Below are 25,472 nucleotides of genomic sequence, written 5' to 3'. Positions count from 1 at the left end.
AGGACCCTGACGGGCGGGGCGTCACCCCGCCGGCGCCCCCGCGGCCGGCATGGTCTCCCCAATCAACTCCAGGAGACGCAGCACCGCAGGATTTGCCGTTTCCTCGTTCCAGGCCAATTCCAGGTCCACCCGGTTCAGTTCCTGCATGCCGTGGCGGCCGTCGATTTCGTGGAACTCCACCCCTGGCGGGGCGAAGGCCATGGCCGAGGCAGGAACCAGGGTCACTCCGAGTCCGGCCTGGACGAACGCCAACAGCGCCGGGACCTGGCTGGCGTACTGGGTGATGTTCGCGTGCGCGCCGGCGCTGGCGAACAGCCGGAGCACCAGGTCGTGGAAGTACCGGGCCTCCTTGGTGGAGTACATCAGCAGCGGCCGCCGGTCCAGGGATCCCAACGGCAGCGGCTGGCCGTCGGCGATTCCGGTGTTGCCCAGGATCGGGTTACCCTCCGGAACTGCCACCACCAGCCTGTCCTGCATCAGCGGCCGGAACACCACCCCCGGCCGGGCAACGATGGGCCGCAAAAGGCCAATGTCCACACTGCCTTTCACCAGCCCGTCCATCTGGTCAGTGGACACGAGCTCCCGGAGCACAAAGGACACCCCGGGCATGCCTTCGGCCGCCTTCCGGAGCATCATGGGCAGCGCGCTCTGGCCGGCAATAGCCGTGTAGCCCACGGTGATGGTCCCTGCCTGCCCGGAAGAAACCCGGCGGACGTCCATGTCCGTCTTAATGCACATGTCCAGGATCTGCCGCGCCCTGGGCAACAGGGTGGCGCCGGCCGCTGTCAGTTCCACCTTGCGGCTGGTACGGCTGAACAGCGTGGTGTTGAGCTTCTTTTCCAGCATCTGGATCTGCCGGCTGAGCGGCGGCTGGGTCATGTTGAGCCGTTCGGCAGCGGCGCCGAAATGCAGTTCTTCGGCCACGGCCACGAAGGCTTCTAACTGGGGCAGCGAGAACATCAATACCTTTACTGGATTGTCGAGTGCATAAATTGGCTTGGACCTGTATCGATCGCTTCCCATATCGTCTGTGAAGAGGACCACACAAAGCAACCCCACCAGGAGCCCCGCACCATGAAGAGCACAGCGCTGTGACCACTACCCCCGATCCCGCCCAGCACCTCGGCCAGGTCCGCATCACCGGCGTGACCATCACTCCCGTCGCGTTCAAGGACCCGCCACTCCTCAATACAGTCGGCGTCCATGAACCCTTCGCCCTGCGCGCCATCATCGAGGTCCTCACGGACTCTGGCGTCTCGGGCTTCGGCGAAACCTACGGCGACGCCGGACACCTGGTCCGGTTGCAGCTGGCAGCCGCATCACTGGCGGGCGTGGACGTCTTCAACATCAACACCCTCCGCGGCCGCATCGCCCAGGCCCTCCGCGTGGACACCATCGAGGGCGGCCACGGCATGAGCGGCATGGTCACCGGGTCCAGCACGGCGGACCGCGTCCTGTCCGCCATCGACGTCGCGGCGCTGGATATCCAGGGAAAGCTCCTGGGCCGTCCCGTTAGCGACCTGCTGGGCGGGGCGGTCCGGGAATCCGTGCCGTTCAGCGGTTACCTGTTCTACAAATGGGCCGGGCATCCCGGCCAGGAAGCGGACCGGTGGGGTGCCGCGCTGGACCGGGAAGGCATCGTCCGGCAGGCGCGCACCATGGTGGACGGCTACGGCTTCGGCGCCCTGAAGCTGAAGGCCGGCGTCTTCCCGCCCGAGGAAGAAATCGCCGCCATCCATGCCCTCCGCGCGGAGTTCCCGGACCTGCCGCTGCGCATCGACCCCAACGCCGCCTGGACCGTGGAGACCTCCATCCGGGTGGGGAAGGAACTGGACGGCGTCCTGGAGTACCTGGAGGACCCCACCACGGGGATCGAGGGCATGGCAGCAGTCCGCCGGGAAGTGGGCATGCCGCTGGCCACCAACATGTGCGTTGTCAGCTTCGCGGACGTGGCCCCCGCCGTCGCGGCCGGCGCCGTGGACGTCATTCTCTCCGACCACCATTTCTGGGGCGGGCTGCGCCGCAGCCAGTTCCTTGCCGGGATCACCGAAACCTTTGGGCTGGGCCTGTCGATGCACTCCAACTCCCACCTCGGCATCAGCCTGGCCGCCATGGTCCACCTTGCTGCGGCCACCCCCAACCTCGACTACGCCTGCGATACGCACTGGCCCTGGAAAGACCCGGAGGAGGACGTCATCGAGGGCGGCGTCCTCCGGTTCACGGACGGTGCGGTGGGGGTCCCCACCGCACCGGGCCTCGGCATCACGGTGGACCGCGACGCCCTGGAGCGCCTGCACCGCCAGTATCTGGACTGCGGGCTGCGGAGCCGTGACGATACCGGGTACATGCAGCGCCTGCACCCCTCCTACCAGCTGCAGAGCCCCCGCTGGTGAGCGCACCGGCGGAACCGGACAGTATCCAATCCCTGCGGATCGTGGTCACCGATCCCATCATCAGCCGGTTTGCGGAGGCGTTAAGGTCCGACGGCGGCGCACACCACTGGGACATGGCTGCGGCTTGGTCTCCGGAAAGGCGGGCCGCCGCACTTGCCGGCGCCGACGTCGTCGTCTGTTCCGCCCTTCCCCCGTCTGAAGCGGAAGCCGCGGGCAACGTCCGGCTGGTCCATGTGACCGGCGCCGGCTACGACAAGATTTCCTTTCCGCACCTGGCTCCCGGGGCGGCGGTGGCCAACACCTTCCACCATGCCCGGCCCATCGCGGAGCATGTCCTGATGGTCACCCTGATGTTGTCCCGGAACGTGGTCCGGGCAGACCGCGAGGTGCGGAACGGCCAGTGGCGGACCATCGCCACCGCCCCGGACGTTCCATTCCATCCCGTGCTCAGCGACCTGGTGCTCGGCGTGGTGGGGCTGGGCTCCATTGGTGCGGAAGTGGCGCGGGTTGCCGCTGCCATGGGGATGAAGGTCCGGGCCGTTCGCCACAACCCCACTGCACCGCTGCCCGCCGGGGTACAGCTGGACCAAGTAGGCGGCAACGCCGACCTTCCGGCCCTCCTGGCCGGTTCCGACGTCGTGGTGGTCACGGTACCCCTGGCGGAGGACACCCGCGGCCTGATCGGCGCTGCGGAGCTGGGCGCGATGAAGCCCTCCGCAATCCTGGTCAACGTGGCGCGCGGCGCCGTGGTGGACCAGGCAGCACTTTACGCCGCCCTCTCGGAGCGGCGGATCGCCGGCGCCGGCCTGGACGTATGGTGGGGTACGCCTGCCGAGGGCGTGGTTCCACCGGCCGAGTGGCCGTTCACGGAACTGGACAACACTGTCCTCACGCCGCACCACTCGGGCCATGCGCGGGTGACGTTCGACCGCCGGGCCCGGGACATCGCAGCCAACATCGGACGGCTGGCCAGCGGAATGCCGCTGCACAATGTTGTCAGGACGAGCCCAGTACCAGCTGGGTGACCAGCAGTGCGCTCCCCAGGGCGGACGCGGCAAAGGCGAGCTTCTTCAGCCGCGCCGGGCTGAGGAACCGGTTGACGTAGCGGGATGCCGCATACCCGGCGATCACCGCCGGAACCATCCACAGGGCCAGGACCAGCATGTGCTGGGTGACGGTGCCCGCCAGCCACAGCATGCCCATGGAAATAGCCGATCCCACCATGAAAAAGGCACTCATGGTGCCGCGCAGCCGCGGCCCCTCATGGCCCTGCCAGATCAATGCCATGGGTGGGCCGCCGATGGATGTGGCGGTGCCCATGATGCCTGAAGCGGCCCCCGCCACCACCAGGTTGGTCCGCCGTGGCCGCGGTGCCCAGCCACGGCCCGCGAGGACCAGGCCGGCGAGCACCACTGCCACCACCACCCAGGCCATCCCTTCCTTAGAGGAGGCCGCCACCAGCCACGCGCCAACCACGCTGCCCGGCACCCTGCCCGCCAGCGCCCAGCCCGTACCGCGCAGGTCCAGGCTTTGCCGCTCGGTCACCGTCACCATGACGGTGACCAGCAGGGCGAGCAGGATCAGGGTGGCAGGCAACAGCTCCGGATCGATAATGGCAATCACCGGCGCCGCCAGCATGCCCATGCCGAAGCCGCTGGAGGCCTGCAGGCAGGCTGCCAGGAAGATGGCTCCGGCGATGATGGCGTATTCGGCGCCGGTCACAAGGCGTTGGCGGTTTCCGCTGCGGCCGCGGCGCCGGTGAGGCCCTTGATGGTGTCGAGCGGGAAGTGGCATTCGGCCAGGTGCCTTCGGCCGTCCGGGGCTGTCAGGACCTGCGGCTCCGGGGCCACCTCGGCACAAATGTCCTGGGCCTTCCAGCACCGGGTGCGGAAACGGCATCCCGACGGCGGATCCAGCGGGGAGGGCAGCTCGCCCTGGAGGACAATCCGGTCCCGCTTGGCGCCGGTGACGTCGAGCTTGGGCGAGGCGGACATCAGCGCCGCGGTGTAGGGGTGCCGGGGATGGTCGAAGACCTCTTCCGTCTCCCCTGTTTCGATGATCCTGCCCAGGTACATGACTGCCACCCGGTCGGCGACGTGCCGGACCACAGTGAGGTCGTGGGAGATGAAGATATAGGAGACGCCCAGTTCCTTCTGGAGCTCGTTGAGCAGGTTGAGGACCTGGGCCTGGACGGACAGGTCCAGCGCGGATACCGGCTCGTCCAGGATGATCACGTCCGGCTTCAGGGCAAGCGCCCGGGCGATGCCGATGCGCTGGCGCTGCCCGCCGGAGAACTCCTGCGGCGACTTCCGGGCGTCGGAGGCCCGCAGCCCCACCATCTGCAGCAGTTCCTTCACCCGTTCATCCCGCTCCCGGGACGTGGGGTAGAGGCTCCGGTGGGTGGCCCAGGGCTCGGCGATGATGTCGCCTGCGCTCATCCGGGCGTTGAGCGATGCGAAAGGGTCCTGGAAGACCATCTGGACCCGCCGGCGCCATGCCAGCAGTTCCTTGCCTTTGAGGCCGAACGGGTTGGTGCCCTCGAAGCTGACCGTCCCTTCATCAGGAGTTTCCAGCATCATCAATGTCCGCGCCAGGGTGGATTTGCCGCAGCCGGACTCACCCACCAGGCCCAGGGTTTCCCCGCGGCCCACGCTGAGGCTGATGCCGTCCAGGGCCTTGAGCCGGGTGTTCCCGCTGGCACTTTTAGCCACGTGGAAGGTCTTGGTCAGGCCCTCAATGCTCAGAAGCGGTTCAGGCATTGGTGATCTCCTCGCTGAAGTGGCACGCGGCCGCGCGCACGGGACGGACTGTTGCGCCGCCGTCGTTGGTTCCTGCGGACGTGGCCTGTTCCAGGTCCCCCGCACCGGTCGCAGCGCCGCTTGGCGTACGACGGCGGCCTGCCGGGCGTAGTGCCGGGCGCTCGGCGCGGCAGATGTCCTGGACCATGGGGCAGCGGGACTGGTAGACGCAGCCGGACGGGATGTCGTGGAGCTCCGGCGGGCTGCCCGGGATGGACTTGAGCTGGTCGCCGCGTTCCAGGTGCACGGGCACGGATTCCAGCAGGCCCTTGGTGTACGGGTGGCGGGGATCGGCGAAGACCTCGGCCACCGGCCCGCTCTCCACCACGTTTCCGGCGTACATCACGGCCACTGAATCGGCTTCCTCGGCCACCACCGCAAGGTCGTGGGTGATGAGAATGACGGCCATCTGGCCCTCCTCGCGGAGCTTGCGCAGCAACTGCATGATCTGTGCCTGGACCGTGACGTCCAGGGCGGTGGTGGGCTCATCGGCGATCAGCAGCCGCGGGTTCAGCGCCACTGCCATGGCGATGAGGATGCGCTGGCGCATGCCGCCGGAGAACTGGTGCGGGTAGGAATTGACCCTCGACTCGGGTTCCGGGATTCCCACGCGCTTCATCAGGTCGATGGCTTCGGCGCGGGCCTGCTTGGCGTTCAGGCCCCGGTGGATCCGGAACGCCTCCCCCAGCTGGGTGCCCACCGTATATACGGGGTTCAGTGCGGTCAGCGCGTCCTGGAAGACGATGCCCAGCTCCGGTCCGGCAAACTTCAGCCGTTCCTTCGGGGTCAGCGCGGCAAGGTCAGTTCCGTTGAGCATGATCTGCCCGTCGGCCAGGTCACAGACCGGGTCCATGATGCCCGCCAGTGCCTTGGCCGTCATGGACTTTCCGCAGCCTGATTCACCCAGCAGGGCCAGGGTTTCCCCGGCCCGGGCTTCGAAGCCCACGCTGTTGACGGCCCGGACGGTGCCGCGGTGGGTCCTGATGTCCACTGCGAGGTCGCTGACCTGCAGGACCACGTCATGCGCCTGGGCGCCGGCCGGGCCCCGGGTGTTCTGGAGCGTAGATGGGTCGGCAGCTGTTTTCACGGCTGTGCCTCCTTGGCAGGAATACGGGCGATCAGCCGTTTGCGGGGAAGGGCCAGGCGCCAGCGCTGGGCGGGATCGGTGGCGATCCGGAGCCAGGCTGCCAGCACGTTGGCGGCGATGGTGGTGACCACGATGGCCACGCCCGGGAAGATTGACAGCCACCATGCGGTCTGCAGGTACTGCCGGCCCTGGGAAACCATCAGGCCCCAGCTGACATCCGGCGGCTGGATACCGATGCCCAGGAAGCTCAGCGAGGATTCGGCCAGCATGACGTAGCAGAATTCCAGGGTGGCCAGGGTCAGCAGGGTGGGCAGCACCACCGGGATGACGTGCCGGAAGATGATGGCGTTGGGCTTGGCCCCGAAGGTCCGGGCAGCGTCCACGAAGGTGCGGCTTTGCAGTTCGGCCGATTCGGCGCGGGCGGTGCGCAGGTAGATCGGGATACGCGTCAGCGCCAGGATCAGCACGATGTTGGCTGCGGAGGGGCTGAAGACGTAGAGGACCACCACGGCGAGCAGCAGTGAGGGGAAGCTCATGATCACGTCTGCGACGCGCATGGAGACGTTCTCCCGCCAACCGCGGTGGTAACCGGCCCAGACGCCCCACAGCGAGCCGATGAGCAGGGCCACGGCGACGGCGGGAAGCGCCACGGACAGGGTGGTCCTGCTGGCCACCACCAGGCGCGCCAGCATGCTGCGGCCCAGGGAATCGCTGCCCAGGAAGTACTCCCAGCCGTGCGCCATGGTGAACGGCGCCTTGTTGGCGAACAGCAGGTTCTGCTTGGTGGCGAGGTCGCCCATGAGCGCGGGCCCCACCAGAGCGGTCAGGCCAACCAGCAGCAGCACAAAGGCGGCGACAGCGGCGAAACGGTCCTTGAGGAGGAGGCGGAACAGGCCCGGCTGGCCGTCCCGGGGGTCCGGTGCGTTCCTGGTGGGCGGCTGGCCGGCCGTTTGCCGCTCTTCCTGGCCCTCTGGGGCGGCGCCGTCAGTCAATGAACTCGTCATGGTTCCTCCTAGGCCTTGACCGTCACGGGACGGACGCGCGCATCCAGCAGCGCGTACCCCATGTCGATAAGGATGTTCAGGGCAAAGATCGCGACGGCGGTCAGCAGCACCGCCGCCTGCAGCACGGCGAAGTCGCGCTGCAGGATTGAATCGATCATCAGCTTGCCGATACCCGGCCAGCCGAAGATCGTCTCCACCACAACGGCGCCGTTGACGAGGCCCACGGTGAGGTCACCGGCCACGGTCAGGGCCGGCGCTGCGGCGTTCCGCAGGGCGTGGTGGGTGACCACCCGCAGCTCGCCGGCGCCGCGGCTGCGGGCCAGTTTGATGTACGGCTCGGAGAGCGCTGACACCATGGAGCCGCGGACAATCTGCACCAGCACACCAAACGGCCGCAGGAGCAGAGTGGCGATGGGCAGCACCCAGGCGCTGGCCCCCGACACCCCCGAGGTGGGGACCCAGCCCAGGGTGATCGCGAAAATCCAGATACCCACGATGGCCAGCCAGAAGTCCGGGATCGATGCCGCGGCCATGGAGATGAAGCTCGAGATCCTGTCCGCAACACCGTTCGGCTTCAGGGCAGCCCAGCAGCCCACGATGACCGCCAGCACCACGGCCAGCACCATGGTGGTGGCCGCGAGCTGGAGGGTGGCCGGGAAGGCACGCAGCGCCATGGCGGCCGCGTCCTGCCCGGTCCGCAGGGACTGCCCGAAGTCGAGCCGGAGCACACCGCCGAAGTAATCGGCCATCTGCACCAGGAGCGGCTGGTCCAGTCCGTTGCGGGCTGTGAAGTCGTCCCGCATCTGCTGGGTGGCGTTCAGCGGCAGGTACAGGCTGGCCGGGTTGCCGGTCATCCTGGCCAGCGCGAAGACGCCCACCACTACCACCACCAGCGGCAGGGCGCTGGAGATGATGCGCTTTCTCAAGTAGGTCAGCATGGCCGTCCTTTCTGTGGGAGAGGAGGTTAGCTGGCCGGGGTCATCTCGGAGATGCGCAGCTCGTCACCGCTGGACGAGTTGGGCGTGTAGGAGACGGACTTGGCCTTGCCCAGGATGCCTGTCTGGTGCGAGATGTGTGCGAACTGGACCACCTTGTCGTTCTGGTAGGCGAAAATCTCCTCGAAGGCCTTCTGCCGGGCATCGCCGGAGGCGGCGTCCGCCTTCCGGATCATGGCGTCGAATTCCGGGGTTCCGAAGTAGCTCTGGGCCCCGGTGGAGAGCATGTACTGGTCCACGGTGAAGGCGGCGTCGCCGGCCTGGTTTCCGTGCTGGGTCATCAGGGCAACGGCCCCTTCATCCTCGGCAAACGGGCGGACCTGGTAGGTCAGGTGCTGGCTGGTTTCGAGCATCTTCAGCTTCACGTTCAGGCCTGCCTGGCTGAGCTGTTCCTGGAGTACCTGGGCCAGTTCGGTGATCTTGGGGAACTGGGCACTGCGGACCACAAGGGAAATCTGCTTGGAGGTGTCAACGCCGTCGGCCTTGGCCTCTGCCACCAGCGACTTTGCCTTCTCAAGGTCGAACGGCCAGCCCTTCAGCCCGGAGTTGTGGCCCACGATGCCTTCGGGGACCAGCTGCGCAGCCACCTGGTGCTTGCCCTGGTAGAGCGAGTTGACGATCCCTTCCTTGTCGATGGCGTAGTTGACCGCCTGGCGGATCCGGATGTCATTGAGCGGTGCTTCGTTCGCGTCCATGCGCAGCGCCACTGTTTCGTTGTTGGGGTAGTCAACGCCGAGGTCGCCGATGTTGTCATCCGGGCTCAGTCCCATGGCAATGTCAGCTTCACCGCTGGTGATCATGGCGGCACGCACCGAGCTTTCGGAGCGCCACTGGTACTCGGCCTTGGCGTAGGCAGGCTTGTCGCCCCAGTAGCCGTCCCAGCTGCTGAGCGAAATTTTCTGGCCGGCGTCCCAGGAATCGATCTTGTAGGGGCCTGTTCCAATGGGTTCGCGGACCTTCTCGGTGGTGCTGGTGGACGTCGGCACCACCTCGAGGAAGGAGAGCCTCAACGGAAGGATGGGGTCCGGTTCCGGGGTTGTCACGGTCAGGGTGGTGGCATCGACGGCCTTGACGTCAAGGTCGGCGTCTCCGAAGACGTAGCCCTCAACGTTGCAGCCGAGTTTGGAGTTCACCGCCCGGTCGATGGTGAAGGCTGCCGCCTCGGCGTTGAAGGGTGTTCCGTCCTGGAAGTTGACTCCCTCCCGGAGTTTCAGGGTCCATTCCCTGTCGCTGGTGGCCTTCCACTCGGTGGCGAGCTTGGGTTCGAGTTCACCGCTTTGCGGATTGCGTTCAATCAGGGGCTCGGTCACGTTGGAGCGAACCACAACGCCGGTGGAGGTCAGGTTGGACTCACAGGCCTCGAGTGTGGGCGGTTCCTGGCCCAGCACTACGCGAACGGTGTCCGCCGCGCCGCCTCCGGCGCTGTCCGAGTTGGCCACGCTGCAGGCACTGAGGCCAAGCACCGCCACGGCCGCGAGGGCCGGCCACCTCAGTGCGGTGGCCTGGAAGGGAAGCTTTGAAGAAGACGTCATTGGGTTCCTCCGGTTGGAAAACTTGGTGCGCAGTGCCCCGGCACCGTCTGACGCATCGGCGAAAGGATGCTTGGCGGGGCTGCGCTCGACTCAAGCTAATTGAGCTGATGGGGGCCCACAAGGGATTTGGCACAGGCCACCGGTGCCGTTGCGGGGGCGATGGGTGCTTTTGGCAGTTGTGATCCGCACCACTGATGCGCGGGATCCGCGCCATTCCGCCGGAGCCGGCCCATCAATACAGTTCGGGCATTGATCCATGCCATTTACATGTTGGACCTGTATGGGTCCGAAACCTAGGGTGCTGGATATGAAGAACATCGCTGTCCTCCAAGTAGGGCCCCTCATGCCAGTCGTCCAGGAAACGATCATCGGCGACTACGGAGCGGTCCGGCTGCCCGATACCCCGGAAGAGCGGACGGATTTCCTCCGCCAGCACGGCGGCACCTTCGACGTGGCGGTGACCTCAGGGAAGTTCGGGGTGGGGACGGACCTGATGCGCGCCTTGCCCAACCTGCGCGCAGTCATCAATTTCGGCGTCGGCTATGACACCACGGACGTGGCACAGGCGTTCGAGCGCGGCATCATCGTCAGCAACACCCCGGATGTCCTGAATGACTGCGTTGCTGACACCGCCATTGCCCTGTACGTGGATGTCCTGCGCGGAATCAGTGCCGCTGACCGGTTCGTCCGTCGCGGTGACTGGCTCAGCAAGGGCAACTTCCCGCTGACCACCAAAGCCAGCGGCCGCAAGGTGGGCATCCTTGGACTGGGCAGGATCGGCAAAGTGATCGCCCGGCGCCTGGAAGGCTTCGACTGCGAGATCAGTTATCACAGCAGGAACCCGGTAGCCGGCGTCGGTTACCGGTACGCGGCCTCACCGCGTGAACTCGCCGCAGGGTGCGAGGTACTCATCGTGGCCGCGGCCGGCGGACCGGGTTCGACGGGTCTGGTGGATGCGGAAGTCATTGAAGCGCTGGGCCCCCGGGGCTACCTCATCAACATTGCCCGCGGATCGGTAGTGGACCAGGACGCCCTGGTGGACGCACTGCTGTCCGGCAGGCTGGGAGGAGCGGGCCTGGACGTCTTCGTTGACGAACCGAAGGTTCCTCAGGACCTGCTGGAGCTGGACAACGTGGTCCTCCTGCCGCACCTGGGAAGCGGCACCAACGAAACCCGGGCTGCGATGGCAGACCTGACCCTGGCCAACCTGCGCTCCTATGCCGAGACCGGCTCCGCGGTAACCCCCGTGCACCCGTAACGGCAGTATTTACCAGCGGGCAAGGCTAAAAACAAGAAGAGCCCCGATCCTCAGATCGGGGCTCTTCTCAATTGCGTGCGCGAGGGGGGATTTGAACCCCCACGCCCTTTCGGACACTGGCACCTGAAGCCAGCGCGTCTGCCGTTCCGCCACTCGCGCGCAACTTCTTCCACGCCACTACGGCCGGTTTCCCGATTCGCAGTCTTGTAAAAGCAGCGAGATCAAGCATAACGGACACATACCGCAAAACACCAATTGAGCAGTGGAAGCCCTCCGGACCCGGCCGCAGAACGCCAATTGCCCGAACCCGGCCACCCGCCGCCAGGGCCTTTCCGCCAAGGACCGGAGGTGCCGCGGGCCGAACTTTTGAAAGCGGCGGGCCGTTGTGGATTAAGGTCATTCGCAGGCCATCCCAGTAGTATCGGATGTAGGAGTGGCTGCCGTGTGCAGCCATACCAGCGAGTGTCTACTGAACGCCGGGTGAAGTTCCGGACTGCGAACTGCCCCTCAGCCGGAGGGAAAGGAGGAGAACCATGGGTCTGCTGGACAAAGTGGAGCGCGGCATCGAAAAGGCCGTTCGTGGCGTCTTCTCCACCGGCTCAAAAGCGCAGGTCGAACCCGTGGAAATCGCCAGCAGGCTGCGCCGGGAAGTGGACCACAGGGCCCTTACCGTTGCGGCCGGACGCACCCTCGCCCCGAATGTTTTCGATGTCCAGCTCAGCGACGACGACTTCAAGCGGGCCCAGGAATGGGGAACCCCGCTGGCCGAGGAACTCTGTGACGTCGTCATCAACCACGTCCGCAGCCAGGGCTACACGCTGCAGGGATCTGTCCGCATTTCCTTCCGGCGTGATTCCGAGCTCCGGGCCGGGGACTTCGAGATCGCTTCCTCCACCGAAAAGTCCAAGGGCAACGGCAGCGCCCAGCCGTCGCGCCCCGCAGTGCCGGCCGCTCCCAGCCGCCAGCCTGTCAGGCTGCAGCCGGTCCTGGACATCGACGGCCAGCGCTACTCACTGAACGCCCCCTCCATCGTGCTGGGCCGGTCATCCGAGGCCGATATCCACGTGGAGGACACCGGAGTTTCCCGCCGGCACCTGGAAATCCGCACGTCCAACGGTGCCACCAGCGCCGTGGACCTGGGCTCCACGAACGGAAGCTACGTCAACGGGCAACGGGTTTCGGGCAGCATTGAACTTACCGACGGCTCCACCATCACAATGGGACGGACAAAGATCATTTTCCGCCTGCTTCCTGCCAACCCTGGTGGCCACGCATGAGCGACCTGACCATTACCGCACTGCGGTTCGGCTTCCTGCTGCTCCTGTGGGTGCTCATCTTCAGCATTGTCTCCGCCATGCGCCGGGACCTGATGGTGGGCCGCAAGGCCGCCTCCGGAGCCCCCACCGCCCGTGAGGTCCGCAAGAACCCGGATCTCGCCGAAGCCCCGCCGCAGCCGGTGAAGCAGCAGGCCAGGCAACTGGTGGTGGTAGAGGGACCCCTGAAGGGAACCACGCTTCCGCTGGCCGCCAGCCCGGTCCTGCTGGGCCGCGCCCAGGAAGCCACCCTGGTACTCGAGGACGACTACGCCTCAGGCCGCCATGCGCGGCTGTTTCCGCAGGGCAGCCGCTGGTTCATCGAAGACCTTGGATCCACCAACGGCACGTACCTTGCGGACCAGCAACTTACCCGTGCCCTGCCCGTTGAGCCAGGTGTACCTGTGAGAATCGGCAAGACGGTCATCGAATTGAGGCCGTAGCTGTGGCCGTTTCCGAAAACCCCGCAACCGGGCCCCAGCCCGCGCCGCGGCCCCTCATCATGCGCTACGCGGCCCGGTCCGACGTCGGCCGGATCCGCTCCAAGAATGATGACTCCGCCTACGCGGGCCGGCACCTGGCCGTCGTAGCGGACGGCATGGGCGGCCATGCCGGCGGCGACGTCGCCTCCGCCGCCACAGTCCTGGACATGATCCACCTGGACCGCGCGGACTATGAGGGCGACGCCGGCACCATCCTCGCCGACGAGATCCAGACAGCAAATTCCCTGCTCTCCGAGCTGGTCCATATCAATCCCAAACTCGCCGGGATGGGCACCACCGTGACAGCGCTGCTGCTTGCGGAAGGACAGCTGCATTTCGCCCACATCGGCGATTCACGCGCCTACCGCCTCCGGGACGGCGAATTCGAACAGGTCAGCGTGGACCACACGTTCGTCCAGCGGCTTATCGATGAAGGCCGGCTCAAGCCCGAAGAAGCGGAAACGCATCCGCACAAGAATGTGCTCATGCGCGTGCTCGGTGACGTGGATGCCAGCCCCGAGCTGGACCTGGACACGTTGGAGGCCCGGCCGGGTGACCGCTGGCTCCTCTGTTCCGATGGCCTCAACTACGTCGCCGGCCACGCCGTGGAACGGACAGTCAAGGAAACCCCAAACCTCCGCGAGTGCGTGGAAACACTGGTGGACCTCACCCTGGAGGCCGGCTCCCCGGACAACGTCACGGTCATCATGCTCGAGATCGCGGAAGAAACGCCCGACGACGTCAGCACTGCCGCCGTCGACGTCATTCCGGCCGCGCGGGCCACGCAGCCCGCTGACGCGCCTGCCGCGTCTGCCGCACCAGCGGCGGGGACCGCGGAAGCCTCGGACTCCGACACAAAGGATGCCCTGGACCCGGAGGCCAAATCCCTGCCGACGGATGCCAGGACGTCCGGCGGCAGCGAACCCGGCTCCGGGCCCTCGGAAGACAAGACACCGGACCCGGGATCCACCGATCCCCACCTCGGGGAGCACCTGTCCGCTGAAGTCCTGCGCGAAGAACTGTCCTCGCGTCCCCATGAACTGGTGGGCGCCGCGGCAACCGCCGCCGAGTCCGGCTCCATCCCCACCATCGCCGGACGTACCGTGGCCCGCAGGGCCGCCACAGTTCTCACGCATAAGGCTGAACCGGCCGCTAATGACGACGATGAAACGCTGGTGCCGCTGAAGCCGCGCCGCTGGATTACCTGGTCCGTGGCGGCAGCTGTTGTGGTGGTCCTGGGTATTGGACTGTGGCTTGGCTATGCCTGGACCCAGACCCGCTACTACGTGGGCGAGTCCGACTCCCGTGTTGCCATCTTCAACGGGGTTTCCCAGCGGCTTGGCCCCATCCAGCTCTCCAGCCTGGAAACCGTGACGGATATCCGGATGGATTCGCTCCCCCAGTTTTCCCAGCAGCGGGTCCGCCAGACCGTCCCCGCCAGCGACCTCTACGACGCGCAGCGGATCGTGAAGAACCTCGAACTTACCGGCACCACGTCGCCTGAAGAGGAGTGCCCTGCAGCTACGGCATCGCCGTCGCCCACCCCTGTGCCCACCACGCCCGCTCCGTCAGCTACGGCGTCAGCGGCTCCACCGTCCGCCGCCCCGGCATCCGGCAGCCCCACTCCATCGCCGAGCCCCACCGTCAACTGCGAGGGAGCCAAGTGAGCCAGCTCAGCACCGCCCTGAAGCCGCGCCGCAATGTTGAACTTGCGTTGCTGGTCCTCGCCCTTGCCGTGGGCATCGGCGCCAACATGATGGTTGGCGTTGACAAGGAAAAGGCCTTCGACTCCGATTTCTGGTTCCAGTCGAGCCTGCTCGCGGTGGCAGCCCTGGCTTTCCACGGCGTCCTGCGCTTCCGCGCAAAGTATGCCGATCCGGTTATGCTTCCCTTGGTAGTGGCGTTGAACGGACTCGGCCTGGCCATGATCCACCGCCTGGATCCGCCGGGCGCGGACACCGGCAACAACCAGCTCCGCTGGACGCTGATCGCCATGGCGGTGGCCATCGCCGTCATCTGGTTCCTCAAGGACCACCGGATCCTCCGCCGTTTCACCTTCATTTCCCTGGCCGCCAGCGCCCTGCTGCTGGTCCTGCCGCTCGTTCCCGGCATCAGCGCCGGGGAAATCCTGGGTGCCCGGGTGTGGATCCGGCTCGGCCCCATGACGTTCCAGCCGGGCGAAGTCGCCAAGATCACCCTGGCCATATTCTTCGCGGGGTATCTTTCCTCAAACCGGGACCTGATCCTGCTGGCCGGCCGCAAGATCGGCCCCCTGCAGTTCCCCCGGTTCAAGGACATGGGACCGATGATCGCCGCGTGGCTGGTCAGCATCGGCGTGCTGATCTTCCAGCGGGACCTCGGTTCGTCGGTCCTGTTTTTCGGCCTGTTCATCGTCATGATCTACGTTGCCACCAGCCGGATCAGCTGGGTGGTCATCGGCCTGGCCCTGATCCTCGGCGGCGGCTTCGTGGCCTCCCGGGTGTTCTCCCACGTGGAGCAGCGCATCAACGGTTGGATCAACGCCTTCACACCCGAGGTCTACGAAAACGGCAGCCGGCAGGTGATCCAGGGCCTCTTCGGCATGGCCAACGGCGGCCTGGTGGGTACCGGACTGGGCCAGGGCCGTCCGGACCTGGTTCCCTTCGCCAACAGCGACATGATCATCGCGTCCCTCGGCGAGGAACTGGGACTGATCGGTATCTTCGCCATCGTCCTCATGTACCTGCTGCTGGTGACCCGCGGTTTCCGCGCGGCGCTTGGCACCCGGGACGCGTTCGGCAAGCTCCTTGCCTGCGGCCTCTCGTTTGCCGTGGCCCTCCAGTGCTTTGTGGTGATCGGCGGCGTTACCCGCCTGATTCCACTGACCGGCCTCACCACGCCGTTCCTGGCGGCCGGCGGATCCTCCCTCCTGGCCAACTGGATCATCGTGGGTCTGCTGCTGCTGATTTCGCACACAGCCCGCGGCCCGGTGGACACCACTCCGCTGCCACCGTCCAAGAGCGCAGACACTACAGGCATTGATACTCCAACCGAGGCGGTGAAGCAGGCATGAACCAGGCCATACGACACTCATGGATAGCGGCGGTCGCCATGTTCGCCCTGCTCTTCGGCGCACTCAGCTTCGTGCAGGTGGTGGGCGCCGACGAACTGAAGGCCAACCCCCTGAACCAGCGCGCCATCCTGCAGAACTACTGCAGCGACCGCGGCGCCATCATCGTGGGCGGAACCCCGGTGGCCGAGTCTGTGGAAACGGGCTCCGAAACCTGCAAGTTCCAGCGCACCTACCCGCAGCCGGAACTGTATGCCGGCATGACGGGGTACTTCTCCCAGAACTACGGCGCCACCGGACTGGAGCGGGCCATGGGTGAAGTCCTCACCGGCGACTCCGACCAGCTGTTCCTGGACCGGGTAGGGCAGCTCTTCCTCGGAAACCAGCCCAAGGGTGCCTCCGTTGAGCTCACCATCGATCCCCAGCTCCAGCAGCTCGCCTATAGCCTGATTCCTGATGGCCAGCGCGGATCCATCGTGGTTACGAACCCCAAAACGGGTGCCATCCTGGCCATGGCATCGAAGCCGTCCTACGATCCCAACAAAGTGGCCGTCCAGGATCCCGAGGCGGAAAGCGCCAGCATCAACGAGTTCCTCAAGGTGCCCGGAATCAACCTGAACCAGAATGTCAGCGGCCCCACGGGTGAGCTGTTGGCCCCGGGCTCGGTTTACAAACTGGTGGACACGGCGGCGGCCCTTGCCTCCGGGAAGTACAACGCGGACAGTGTCCTGCCCAACCCGGCCGAAATGCCCTTCGACGGTATCTCCTACCGGCTTCCCAACTATGCCGGCGGCAACTGCTACACCAGGGACACCGCCAGTTTCGCGTTTGCCCTGCAGCAGTCCTGCAACACCCCCTTCGCGAGCATCGCCCTGGACCTGGGGCGTGACGCCATCGCTTCGCAGGCACAGAAATTCGGCTTCGGCGAGGACCTGGGGGACCAGCTCAAGCTCGGCTACGCCCGCGGCAACGGCTTCCCGGACGAACTGGACGCACCTGGCCTGGCCCAGTCAGCAATCGGCCAGAAGGATGTCCGGGCCACCCCGCTGCAGATCAACATGATGACGTCCGCGATAGCCAACGACGGCGTGCAGATGCGGCCCAGCCTCATCAAGACCCTCCGCTCCCCGGACCTGCGGGTCATCGACGAGCCGCAGCCCGAGCAGCTCCGGACCTCCACCACGCCGGAGATCGCCAACCAGATCACCGATTGGATGGTCAGCGCGGTCAGCGAAGGAATTGCGAACCGCGCAGGCGTCCCGGGCGTCCAGGTGGCGGGAAAGACCGGAACCGCGGAGCTGGGCAACGGCACCAACAACTCCTGGTTCACCGGATTCGCCCCCGCAAACAACCCGCAGGTGAGCGTCACCATCGTCATGGAGGGCGTGGACATCACCACCGGAGCACAGCTGACCAGTCCGAACGCGAAGAAAATTTTTGAGGCGGTGTTGAATAAGTGAGGCCTACAACCGGAATCACCCTCGGCGGCAGATTCCAGCTGACCACGCGGATCGCGATCGGCGGCATGGGCGAAGTCTGGAAAGCAAAGGACCTCGTCCTCGGCCGCATCGTCGCGATCAAGGTGCTGAAGGAGGAATACACCGGGGACCCGGGCTTCCTGCAGCGGTTCCGCGCAGAGGCCCGCCACACCGCACTCCTGAACCACGTGGGGATCGCCAACGTCTTCGATTACGGAGAGGAGGAAGGCTCCGCCTACCTGGTCATGGAGCTGGTGCCCGGCCAGCCCCTCAGCAGCATCATCGAGCATGAACACGTGCTGTCGCCGGACCGCACCCTGTCTATCATGGCCCAGACGGCGCGGGCGCTCTCTGTTGCGCATGCCCAGGGCCTGGTGCACCGCGACATCAAGCCCGGCAACCTCCTCATCACGCCGGACGGACGCGTGAAGGTCACGGACTTCGGCATCGCCCGCCTGGCCGACCAGGTGCCGCTCACCCAGACCGGCCAGGTCATGGGCACCGCCCAGTACCTGGCGCCGGAACAGGCCACGGGACAGACCGCCACGGGATCTTCGGACATCTACTCCCTCGGCGTCATCGGGTACGAGTGCCTCACCGGCCACCGGCCCTTCTCCGGCGAATCCCAGATTGCGATCGCCCTGGCCCAGGTGAATGACGCACCGCCGCCCCTGCCGGAGACCCTGCCTACACCGGTCCGTGCGCTCCTGATGTCCATGCTGGCCAAGGACCCCAAGAACCGGCCGGCAAACGCCATCAAGCTCGCCGAGGCGGCTGAGGCCATCCGCAACGGGGACGTTGGCGCAGCCCGCGCCGCAGTACCCGGCATGCTGCTCTTCGACGCGCCGGACACCGGCCCCATCACCGCCCCCGTGGACACAGCCACTGCACCCACCGGCGTGATCGGTGCGCAGCGGGATTCCTCACCCACAGCCACCTCCGCGCTCCCGGTGGTGGGAGCCGCGGCCGCCGGAGCCGCTGCCGGTGCTGCCGCAGCGAACGCTGCTGACGGCGACGCCGCGGACGGCAACGCACCGCAGGGACCGCTGGCCCGCGCCAACGCGCTGGCCGCCGAGCGAAACTGGCACCAGGAAGAGACCACGTACGACGACGAGCCGGCCGATGAGCCGCAGCGCAAGGGCCGCAGCCCGTGGACGTGGCCCCTGATCGCCTTGATCCTGCTCGTCCTGTTCGCACTGGTGGGCTTCCTGCTCAACAACATGGGGGTGTTCTCACCGTCCAACAGCCCCACGTCGGTTGCCACCTCAAGCAGCCCGAAGACCACCAGCGCCACACCCACCAGGAGCACGCCGCCTCCCAGCCCGACGCCGACGCGTGACACCCCCACCCCGACGCCCACGCCCACCCAGGAAACGGTGAACGTGATCCCGGATGCCTACCTGGGCAAGGACTACAGGACGGTCCAGTCAGAACTGTCTGCGCTGGGGTTGGTGGTTAACGGCGTCCAGCAGGAGAGCACCGAAGATCCCGGCACTGTCCTGGATTTGAACCCCACGGGCCCCGTCCCTGCGGGTTCAACCATCACGGTCACGTACGCCATCGCTCCGCCGTCGGCGCCGGCGCCCACTTCAGCCGCTCCCACACCAGTGCCCACGACGGCCCCGTCCACCGCACAGTCGGCTCCCTCCCCGCAGCTGCCGCTGCCCACCTGTTCCACCGGCCAGGAGCCGGGCACCCCGCCCACCTGCGCACGGTAAACGGACCTGAACGTGAACGAGTCATCGCGCGCACCGCTCCACCGGGAGGACAATGTCCCGGTGGACAACAAGCGTGTCCTGAGCGGCCGCTATGAGCTCGGCGGCCTCATTGGACGCGGTGGCATGGCGGACGTGTACAGCGGCACGGACACCAGGCTGGGGCGGACGGTCGCCATCAAGATCCTGCGGCCCGATATGGCCCGGGATCCCCAGTTCCAGGCCCGCTTCAAGCGTGAGGCACAGTCCGTTGCCGCCCTGAACCATTCGTCCATCGTGGCCATCTACGACACCGGTGAACAGCAGGTCCACGACGGTTCAGAGGAATCCGTCCGGCTGCCGTACATCGTGATGGAGTTCGTGGACGGCAAGACGCTCCGGGACCTGATCCGGGCCAAGGACGTCAGCATCGGGCAGGCGATCGACTACACGCTGGGTGTTCTCGGCGCCCTCGAATACAGCCACCGGGCCGGCATCGTGCACCGGGACATCAAGCCCGCCAACGTCATGTACTGCAAGGCAACCAATTCCATCAAGGTGATGGATTTCGGGATCGCCCGCGCCATGGCAGACTCCTCGGCCACCATGACCCAGACCCAGGCCGTGGTGGGCACGGCCCAGTACCTTTCGCCGGAACAGGCCCGGGGCGAAACCGTTGATGCCCGCAGCGATCTGTACTCGGCTGCCTGCCTGCTCTACGAAATGCTGACCTCGAGGCCGCCGTTCATCGGCGACAGCCCCGTTTCCGTGGCATACCAGCACGTCCGGGAAATCCCCGCGCCGCCCAGCAGCATCAATCCCGAGGTCTCAGCGGCGCTCGACACCGTCATGGCCAAGGCGCTGCAAAAGAACCGTGACGACCGGTTCCAGGATGCGGCAGCCTTCCAGCGCGCGCTCCGGGCAGCCCGGTCCGGCGTTGCCGTGCCCGCCGTGCCGGCATCCGAAGCCCCCACGGACCCCAACGACCATGTGCCGGCACCGGACAGCCCGCCAACGGAGGCCTTCGCTGCCGCCGCGGGCGCCGGTTTCCTGGACGATGCGCCCACGGGCCGCCTCGCCGTCACAGGCGGAGACAACGGCGGCACCCGGGCACCGCTGAGCGTTGCGGACGAGCCCGCCGATGCTGAGCCCCTTCCGCTTGGCCTCTCCCCGGAACGCGAGCCTTCCCCGCGGCAGAAGTCCCGGCGTCGGGCATGGATTGCAACCCTGGTGATCTTCACCGTGCTCATCCTTGCCGGCGGCGGCCTGTGGGTTTACAGCGTGGTGAACCGGCCTGCGCCGCCCCCGCCGAAGGTGGATATCCCGGCGGTGGCCTCCATGACGGAGTCGGCAGCCCTGCAGGAGCTGTACAACGCCAACCTGAAACCGAAGATTACGCGTTCACAGAACGACGCCATACCCAAGGGCATCGCGATCGGCACCGACCCGGTGTCCGGCCAGAAACTCGATCCCGGCGCAGAAGTGATCCTGAACATTTCCGAGGGCCCCAGTGCCGTAAAAATCCCGGAGACCATCCCCGGCTCCACGGAGGCGGCGGCACGTGACGTCCTGCGCCAGGTGGGGTTGGTGGGTGCGCCGTCAACCACCACGGCCAACAGTGCAACCGTGCCGGCCGGCATCGTTATCACCACCAGTCCCGCACCGGGGCAAAGCGTAGGGGTGGGTACCACCGTTGAACTGGTGGTTTCCACCGGCAAGGTGGCAGTTCCCGAGCTCCGCGGCCGCACCCGCGAGGAGGCGGAAGCAGCGCTCAAGGACCTGGGCCTGGTGCCGAACGTCGTTGAAGCGGAAAACGGCCAGGTTGAGGCGGGCCGGGTGACGGACCAGAGCGATGCCGTCAACGCCGCAGTGGAACAGGGAAAGACCATCACCTTCGTGGTGGCCAAGGCTCCACCGCCGCCGCCAACCGCCACTCCAAGCCCCACACCCACGCCGACATCAACCAGGGGCAACAGGGACCGGGACTAACCGGTCCCAACCTGGTCAATGTTGGATCGGGCGGGTCAGTGTTGGAGCGGGCGGCTCAGTGCTGGATCAGCGGGCTCAGCTTGGCTGCCCGCGCGGCCGCGCCCGCCATTCCCAGCGATTCGAGCCAGTTGCCCAGCATCTGGTAGCCGCCTTCGGTCAGGACCGATTCGGGGTGGAACTGCACACCGCACAGCGGGGCCGTCCGGTGCTGCAGCCCCATGACCACGCCGGATGCCGTCTGTGCAGTGACTTCCAGGACGTCGGGAATGGACTCACGGACGGCAGCCAGGGAGTGGTAACGCGTGGCGGTGATGGGGGAGGGGAGGCCGGAGAACACGCTGGTTCCGATGTGTTCCACCTGCGAGGTCTTGCCGTGCATGAGTTCGGGGGCGTGCGTCACGGTCCCGCCGAAGGCCTCTGCCAGTGCTTGGTGGCCCAGGCATACGCCGAACATGGGGACGCTGTTTTCACCGCACCACTTGATCAGTTCAATGCAGATGCCCGCCTCGGCAGGGTTGCCGGGTCCCGGTGACACCAGGACGCCGTCGCGGGTGCCGGCAAGTTCGATCGCTTCGGCGAGGGTGACGTCGTCGTTGCGGACAACCGTGGTCTCGGCGCCGAGCTCCTGGAGGTAGCCCACCAGGGTGTAGACGAAGCTGTCGTAGTTATCCACCACGAGGATCTTGGTTGTGGTCATGGCTGGCTTGCTGCACCAATCGTTGAGTCAGTGAATTGGGTGTACTCGGACATCCAAGGAAACAGGAACTGGACCATCAATACCAGTGCGGCCGCCAACAGCACCACTGATGTGACGATCCGCAGCCAGAGGGGCCCCGGAAGATGGCGGAAAATCCAGCCGTACATGCTCAGCCCTTCCCGATCGCAGCGGCCACCTGCGTGGCTATTTCGGCGGGCGGTCCGGCCGAGCCGGGGCGCCAACTGTCCATCAGGGCGTAGGCGATGATGCGTTCCTCCGCACCAAACCGCGGGTTGCAGCTGGTCATGGTGAGGAACCTTTCCGTGGGGGCCACGCCCTGGAGGGTGGGCACCGGGGCCAGGACGTCGGTGCGCGAGGGCATCACAATCTGGTTGTTCCGGAAAATATAGGTGTAGTAGCCGTCCTTGGTCTGGACGTAGATCTTGTCTCCCGGCACCAGCGTGTGGATGTTGTCCAGCACCGCACCGTGGGTCTGCCGGTGGCCGGCAACGGCGAAGTTGCCTACGGCCCCTGGCATCGCAGTCGAGTCGTAGTGGCCCAGGCCAAGGGTGTCCAGGACATCCTGGCTGGTTCCCTGCACGATGGGCCGGGTGTAATTGGGGCCGAACCTCGGGATGTACATGATGCCGATGGTTCCGGCGTGGCCGGGGGCGGCACCCACCACGGGCTCACCGAAATCCTCGCCTTCAGCGGGCGGGGCTGTGGGCGCCGGAGCCGGCGCAGCGCCGAGATCCTGGGCGAATTCCTTGATGACTTCGCTTTGCTTGGCGTCTGATTCAACGTTGGTCCACCACAGTTGCCATGCCACGAACAGTAAGAGGATCACGCCGGCGGTGATGAGCAGCTCGCCGACCACCTGTACAACACCGCGAAGGATAACGACGCAGGCAGTGGGCGGGGCGGCGGGCCTCGCCTTCTCCTGCAATACCACGCGTTCTCCTCGGGGGCGGTTCCGCTGGGCACCGGCGGCCCCGGAACTCCGGCTAGAATTGGCTGCTAGTAAGAATTGACCAAGATCGAGCAGACCGCTGGCAATGTCCTTCTTGCAGGATATCAAGCCCGGGACGCCGCGCTTGACAGCCGCCAAGGAGACCCAGTGCCCGAGTCAAAGCCCCGTAAAAAGACCGCCAGCACCGCAGAGAAGGCCGCGCCAGCCGCCTACAAGCCGAATCCGGTGTGGTTCAAGCCGGTCATGTTCGGGCTGATGATCATCGGCCTGTTCTGGATCATCACGTTCTACATCAGCGAGGGCCGCTTTCCAGTCCAGCCGTGGGGCTCCTGGAACATCGTGGCCGGCTTCGGCATCGCGATCGTGGGCTTCATGATGACCACCCGCTGGCGCTCCTGAACCATGCACGCCACGTACCGCCGCAATCGTTCCTGACAAGGGCCGGGCATGTCACCAAGTGCTGACCTGACAGTGGGCGACGACGGCCTCGCGCGTCCTGCGTGGGCCTCCACGGATCCGCTGATGCGGACGTATTACGACCAGGAATGGGGCCTGCCCGTCCGGGATGAGCACGGCCTGTACGAACGGATCTGCCTGGAGGGCTTCCAGGCAGGCCTCTCCTGGGCCACGATTCTCCGGAAGCGGCCAGCGTTCCGCACTGCTTTCGCTGATTTCAACCCCGATGCCGTGGCGTTGTACACAGACGGCGACGTGGACCGCCTCCTGCAGGACACCGGCATTGTCCGGAACCGGCTGAAGATTGTTGCCACCATCAAGAATGCCCGCGCCACCGTCGCGCTGCGGGAAGAGGGCGGCCTGGTGGATTTCGTCTGGGGATTCCAGCCTCCCACCACCCCCCAACCTCTGGTGCACACGGATATCCCCACACAGTCGGTGGAATCCGTGGCACTGTCCAAGGCCCTTCGCCGGAAGGGGTTCGCCTTCGTGGGCCCCACCACCATGTTCGCCCTCATGGAGGCCATCGGCATGGTGGACACACATCTTGTGGACAGCCACCGCCGGGGCTCCTCAGGCGTGTGGCCACACCCTTCCTGAGTTTGGTCCAAAACCCCCGTCGCCGGAGATCGGCAGCGGGGGTTTTGTTGTCTCCGGCGCTTTTGCCTGTGGGGAAAGTTATCCACAGTGTTGATAACCGTTGACACACCCTTGCCTGCGTCCTCAACCCCCGCGGACGCCGGGCTTTCTCGGAAACCCGCGCCTTGGATGCAGTTATTAACACTGTGGAATACCCTGTGGATAAGCCAACACCCCCAGAGTTACCCGCCGGTACCCACAGGACTGCGAGGTTCTATCCCCAGCTCCGTGCACCCGTTCCGAATCCTGGCTGCCAGATTCGCGGGTGCCCAGCAGGACCTGCAGCTTTTCCACTTACCAACACTGCGATACCCACAACTTATCCACAGCTGTGGATTTCTTGGCCGCAAGATCCCATGAGTCGCCCCGGACCCTTGTGATACGGGGGATTTCCAGCCGCGACTTACAGGTCTGTGACTTATTAACAGTGTGCAAAAGGCTGTTGATGGATGGCACTCAGGCGTTTCCATGCGGCCCGCTGAAGCCCAATCCGGCGAAGTTATCCACAAGAGGGCCCGTAATCGGCGGTTTTGTCCACTTAAGCACAGCCCTATCCCCAGAAGTTATCCACAGTTGTGGAGAAAATCCGCCTCTGTACCGCCCCAGCCCTGCGAGCAGGCCGTTGCATAGCGTCGCAAGCCTGAACTACACGCTTGTAAGTTACCAACACTGTGGATAAGGGCTGTGGATAAAAAAAACCCCCAGCCTCCACAAGGAGGCTGGGGGTTTAGGACGTGAGGCCCGTGCAGGCTACATCAGACGGAGACGCGCACCCATACTGCCGCTGCGAGGAGCACCAGGACCGCGAGCAGGCCCGCGGCCTGGAGAAGCCCCCGCCGTGGACCCCGAGGCGTGTACGCGATCACGGCGGCGCACAGGGCGCCTGTGACCAGCCCGCCGAGGTGGGCCTGCCAGGCGATCTGCGGGACCAGGAAGCCGATGGCGCCGTTGATGGCAATCAGGATCCACAGCTGCCGTGTATCCCCGCCACGCTGGCGCTGCACCAGGAGCATGGCACCGAAGAGGCCGAAGATGGCACCGGACGCGCCCACCACTCCATACAGGGGCTGGCCTGGAACGTAGAGGGGAGTGAGGAGCAGGTACCCCACCGAACCGCCCAAGGCGGACAGCAGGTACACCGCAAGGAAACGGACACGGCCCAGGAGGGGCTCCAGTGCCTGCCCGAAGATCCACAGCATGTACATGTTCAATGCAATGTGCAGGATGAATCCCTGGGAATGCAGGAATGCTGCCGTGAGCATCCGCCACGGCTCAAACTCGCCGTACCGCGGTTCGGCGTAGATGTTGGCAAAACCCAGGCTTTGGTAGACGGCGTCGTTGGGGATGATCCATTGCAGGACATACAGCACCGCGCAGGCGGCGATGATCCCGAACGTCACCATGGGCTTGCCCGTGGCAACGGTGCCGCCGTAGACGGACCGGACCTCCGGCGTCGTAGACCTTGTTTCGTTGACGCAGTCAACGCATTGGAATCCGACGGCGGCCGCCCGCTGGCAGTCGGGGCATGCGGGACGCCCGCACCGCTGGCAGCGCACATAGGAGGGCCTGTCAGGGTGCCGGGGGCATACCGGGACCTGGGCGGACGGCTCGGCCGACGGAATTCCGTAACTCATGGTG

The 25,472-nt window shown here is 66.0% G+C and carries 22 protein-coding genes and 1 tRNA gene; 12 read left to right on the top strand and 11 right to left on the bottom strand.

Annotation, left to right across the window (positions count from 1 at the left end):
• Positions 1 to 21 precede the first annotated feature (21 nt).
• Positions 22 to 960: a LysR family transcriptional regulator gene (locus ACFV4R_RS10615; protein WP_377202478.1), complete on the bottom strand. Its 939-nt coding sequence runs from the start codon at positions 958 to 960 to the stop codon at positions 22 to 24.
• 131 nt (positions 961 to 1,091) lie between these two features.
• Here ACFV4R_RS10615 and ACFV4R_RS10610 point away from each other — a divergent pair, with 131 nt between their 5' ends.
• On the top strand, positions 1,092 to 2,393 hold the full coding sequence (locus ACFV4R_RS10610; protein ID WP_377202477.1) for a glucarate dehydratase family protein: 1,302 nt from the start codon (positions 1,092 to 1,094) through the stop codon (positions 2,391 to 2,393).
• Complete coding sequence (locus ACFV4R_RS10605) at positions 2,390 to 3,418, top strand: 2-hydroxyacid dehydrogenase (protein WP_377202476.1); 1,029 nt, start codon at positions 2,390 to 2,392, stop codon at positions 3,416 to 3,418. Before ACFV4R_RS10610 ends, ACFV4R_RS10605 begins: the two co-directional genes overlap by 4 nt.
• Here ACFV4R_RS10605 and ACFV4R_RS10600 read toward each other — a convergent pair.
• The 6 genes from ACFV4R_RS10600 to ACFV4R_RS10575 are packed head-to-tail and all read right to left on the bottom strand — an operon-like array spanning position 3,390 to position 9,809.
• Positions 3,390 to 4,115, bottom strand: coding sequence for a sulfite exporter TauE/SafE family protein (locus ACFV4R_RS10600; RefSeq protein WP_377202475.1), 726 nt, complete (start codon positions 4,113 to 4,115; stop codon positions 3,390 to 3,392). The genes ACFV4R_RS10605 and ACFV4R_RS10600 overlap by 29 nt on opposite strands.
• Positions 4,112 to 5,152 carry an ABC transporter ATP-binding protein gene (locus ACFV4R_RS10595; protein WP_377202474.1) on the bottom strand — a complete coding sequence of 347 codons (1,041 nt, stop codon included), beginning with the start codon at positions 5,150 to 5,152 and terminating at the stop codon, positions 4,112 to 4,114. The genes ACFV4R_RS10600 and ACFV4R_RS10595 overlap by 4 nt, the downstream gene beginning before the upstream one ends.
• Positions 5,145 to 6,278, bottom strand: coding sequence for an ABC transporter ATP-binding protein (locus ACFV4R_RS10590; protein WP_377202473.1), 1,134 nt, complete (start codon positions 6,276 to 6,278; stop codon positions 5,145 to 5,147). The genes ACFV4R_RS10595 and ACFV4R_RS10590 overlap by 8 nt, the downstream gene beginning before the upstream one ends.
• Positions 6,275 to 7,282, bottom strand: a complete 1,008-nt coding sequence (locus ACFV4R_RS10585) for an ABC transporter permease (RefSeq protein WP_377202472.1) — start codon at positions 7,280 to 7,282, stop codon at positions 6,275 to 6,277. Before ACFV4R_RS10585 ends, ACFV4R_RS10590 begins: the two co-directional genes overlap by 4 nt.
• Positions 7,283 to 7,290: 8 nt before the next feature.
• Positions 7,291 to 8,220 carry an ABC transporter permease gene (locus tag ACFV4R_RS10580; protein ID WP_056080190.1) on the bottom strand — a complete coding sequence of 310 codons (930 nt, stop codon included), beginning with the start codon at positions 8,218 to 8,220 and terminating at the stop codon, positions 7,291 to 7,293.
• Between the two features lie 26 nt (positions 8,221 to 8,246).
• Positions 8,247 to 9,809 carry an ABC transporter substrate-binding protein gene (locus ACFV4R_RS10575; protein WP_377202471.1) on the bottom strand — a complete coding sequence of 521 codons (1,563 nt, stop codon included), beginning with the start codon at positions 9,807 to 9,809 and terminating at the stop codon, positions 8,247 to 8,249.
• A 307-nt stretch (positions 9,810 to 10,116) separates the two neighbouring features.
• On the opposite strand from ACFV4R_RS10575, the gene ACFV4R_RS10570 reads away from it, so the two are divergent.
• Positions 10,117 to 11,067 carry a 2-hydroxyacid dehydrogenase gene (locus ACFV4R_RS10570; RefSeq protein ID WP_377202470.1) on the top strand — a complete coding sequence of 317 codons (951 nt, stop codon included), beginning with the start codon at positions 10,117 to 10,119 and terminating at the stop codon, positions 11,065 to 11,067.
• Between the two features lie 76 nt (positions 11,068 to 11,143).
• On the opposite strand, the gene ACFV4R_RS10565 is transcribed toward ACFV4R_RS10570, so the two are convergent.
• Positions 11,144 to 11,226 (bottom strand) — tRNA-Leu (locus ACFV4R_RS10565).
• 374 nt (positions 11,227 to 11,600) lie between these two features.
• On the opposite strand from ACFV4R_RS10565, the gene ACFV4R_RS10560 reads away from it, so the two are divergent.
• From ACFV4R_RS10560 to pknB, 7 genes are read left to right on the top strand one after another with little or no spacing between them, the layout of a single operon-like run.
• Positions 11,601 to 12,344, top strand: coding sequence for an FhaA domain-containing protein (locus ACFV4R_RS10560; protein ID WP_377202469.1), 744 nt, complete (start codon positions 11,601 to 11,603; stop codon positions 12,342 to 12,344).
• On the top strand, positions 12,341 to 12,823 hold the full coding sequence (locus tag ACFV4R_RS10555) for an FHA domain-containing protein (RefSeq protein ID WP_045731270.1): 483 nt from the start codon (positions 12,341 to 12,343) through the stop codon (positions 12,821 to 12,823). Before ACFV4R_RS10560 ends, ACFV4R_RS10555 begins: the two co-directional genes overlap by 4 nt.
• Before the next feature lie 2 nt (positions 12,824 to 12,825).
• Positions 12,826 to 14,529, top strand: a complete 1,704-nt coding sequence (locus ACFV4R_RS10550; RefSeq protein ID WP_377202468.1) for a PP2C family protein-serine/threonine phosphatase — start codon at positions 12,826 to 12,828, stop codon at positions 14,527 to 14,529.
• Positions 14,526 to 15,914 (top strand): FtsW/RodA/SpoVE family cell cycle protein, encoded by a 1,389-nt coding sequence (locus tag ACFV4R_RS10545; RefSeq protein ID WP_045731268.1) that lies wholly within the window; start codon positions 14,526 to 14,528, stop codon positions 15,912 to 15,914. Before ACFV4R_RS10550 ends, ACFV4R_RS10545 begins: the two co-directional genes overlap by 4 nt.
• The gene (locus tag ACFV4R_RS10540) at positions 15,911 to 17,371 is read left to right on the top strand and encodes a peptidoglycan D,D-transpeptidase FtsI family protein (protein WP_377202467.1); all 1,461 of its coding nucleotides are present in this window, start codon (positions 15,911 to 15,913) and stop codon (positions 17,369 to 17,371) included. The genes ACFV4R_RS10545 and ACFV4R_RS10540 overlap by 4 nt, the downstream gene beginning before the upstream one ends.
• Positions 17,368 to 19,107, top strand: a complete 1,740-nt coding sequence (locus tag ACFV4R_RS10535; protein WP_377202466.1) for a protein kinase — start codon at positions 17,368 to 17,370, stop codon at positions 19,105 to 19,107. The genes ACFV4R_RS10540 and ACFV4R_RS10535 overlap by 4 nt, the downstream gene beginning before the upstream one ends.
• A 12-nt stretch (positions 19,108 to 19,119) precedes the next feature.
• Positions 19,120 to 21,072, top strand: a complete 1,953-nt coding sequence (gene pknB, locus ACFV4R_RS10530) for a Stk1 family PASTA domain-containing Ser/Thr kinase (protein ID WP_377202465.1) — start codon at positions 19,120 to 19,122, stop codon at positions 21,070 to 21,072.
• A 55-nt stretch (positions 21,073 to 21,127) separates the two neighbouring features.
• On the opposite strand, the gene ACFV4R_RS10525 is transcribed toward pknB, so the two are convergent.
• Positions 21,128 to 21,769 carry an aminodeoxychorismate/anthranilate synthase component II gene (locus ACFV4R_RS10525; RefSeq protein ID WP_377202464.1) on the bottom strand — a complete coding sequence of 214 codons (642 nt, stop codon included), beginning with the start codon at positions 21,767 to 21,769 and terminating at the stop codon, positions 21,128 to 21,130.
• Between the two features lie 169 nt (positions 21,770 to 21,938).
• Entirely contained in the window at positions 21,939 to 22,721 is a 783-nt protein-coding gene (locus ACFV4R_RS10520; RefSeq protein WP_377202463.1) for a class E sortase, read from the bottom strand.
• Between the two features lie 165 nt (positions 22,722 to 22,886).
• On the opposite strand from ACFV4R_RS10520, the gene ACFV4R_RS10515 reads away from it, so the two are divergent.
• Together ACFV4R_RS10515 and ACFV4R_RS10510 are read left to right on the top strand one after the other, a co-directional pair.
• Positions 22,887 to 23,138, top strand: coding sequence for a cell division protein CrgA (locus tag ACFV4R_RS10515; RefSeq protein WP_091716962.1), 252 nt, complete (start codon positions 22,887 to 22,889; stop codon positions 23,136 to 23,138).
• Positions 23,139 to 23,186: 48 nt separating this feature from the next.
• Positions 23,187 to 23,795 carry a DNA-3-methyladenine glycosylase I gene (locus tag ACFV4R_RS10510; protein WP_377202462.1) on the top strand — a complete coding sequence of 203 codons (609 nt, stop codon included), beginning with the start codon at positions 23,187 to 23,189 and terminating at the stop codon, positions 23,793 to 23,795.
• Positions 23,796 to 24,589: 794 nt separating this feature from the next.
• On the opposite strand, the gene ACFV4R_RS10505 is transcribed toward ACFV4R_RS10510, so the two are convergent.
• Positions 24,590 to 25,468: a rhomboid family intramembrane serine protease gene (locus ACFV4R_RS10505; RefSeq protein ID WP_377202461.1), complete on the bottom strand. Its 879-nt coding sequence runs from the start codon at positions 25,466 to 25,468 to the stop codon at positions 24,590 to 24,592.
• Positions 25,469 to 25,472: the final 4 nt, after the last annotated feature.

It is taken from the genome of Pseudarthrobacter sp. NPDC059871, from assembly GCF_042731175.1.
GTDB lineage: Bacteria > Actinomycetota > Actinomycetes > Actinomycetales > Micrococcaceae > Arthrobacter.
Note: the sequence above shows the minus strand (reverse complement) of the source record. Positions and strands in the feature narration are given on the sequence as shown.

Excerpts from the sequence above, each read along its gene's own strand:
- ACFV4R_RS10615 (WP_377202478.1), bottom strand. The coding sequence starts at position 960 with ATGTTCTCGCTGCCCCAGTTAGAAGCCTTCGTGGCCGTGGCCGAAGAA.
- ACFV4R_RS10595 (WP_377202474.1), bottom strand. The coding sequence starts at position 5,152 with ATGCCTGAACCGCTTCTGAGCATTGAGGGCCTGACCAAGACCTTCCAC.
- ACFV4R_RS10585 (WP_377202472.1), bottom strand. The coding sequence starts at position 7,282 with ATGACGAGTTCATTGACTGACGGCGCCGCCCCAGAGGGCCAGGAAGAG.
- ACFV4R_RS10580 (WP_056080190.1), bottom strand. The coding sequence starts at position 8,220 with ATGCTGACCTACTTGAGAAAGCGCATCATCTCCAGCGCCCTGCCGCTG.
- ACFV4R_RS10575 (WP_377202471.1), bottom strand. The coding sequence starts at position 9,809 with ATGACGTCTTCTTCAAAGCTTCCCTTCCAGGCCACCGCACTGAGGTGG.
- ACFV4R_RS10570 (WP_377202470.1), top strand. The coding sequence starts at position 10,117 with ATGAAGAACATCGCTGTCCTCCAAGTAGGGCCCCTCATGCCAGTCGTC.
- ACFV4R_RS10560 (WP_377202469.1), top strand. The coding sequence starts at position 11,601 with ATGGGTCTGCTGGACAAAGTGGAGCGCGGCATCGAAAAGGCCGTTCGT.
- ACFV4R_RS10555 (WP_045731270.1), top strand. The coding sequence starts at position 12,341 with ATGAGCGACCTGACCATTACCGCACTGCGGTTCGGCTTCCTGCTGCTC.
- ACFV4R_RS10540 (WP_377202467.1), top strand. The coding sequence starts at position 15,911 with ATGAACCAGGCCATACGACACTCATGGATAGCGGCGGTCGCCATGTTC.
- ACFV4R_RS10525 (WP_377202464.1), bottom strand. The coding sequence starts at position 21,769 with ATGACCACAACCAAGATCCTCGTGGTGGATAACTACGACAGCTTCGTC.
- ACFV4R_RS10510 (WP_377202462.1), top strand. The coding sequence starts at position 23,187 with ATGTCACCAAGTGCTGACCTGACAGTGGGCGACGACGGCCTCGCGCGT.
- ACFV4R_RS10505 (WP_377202461.1), bottom strand. The coding sequence starts at position 25,468 with ATGAGTTACGGAATTCCGTCGGCCGAGCCGTCCGCCCAGGTCCCGGTA.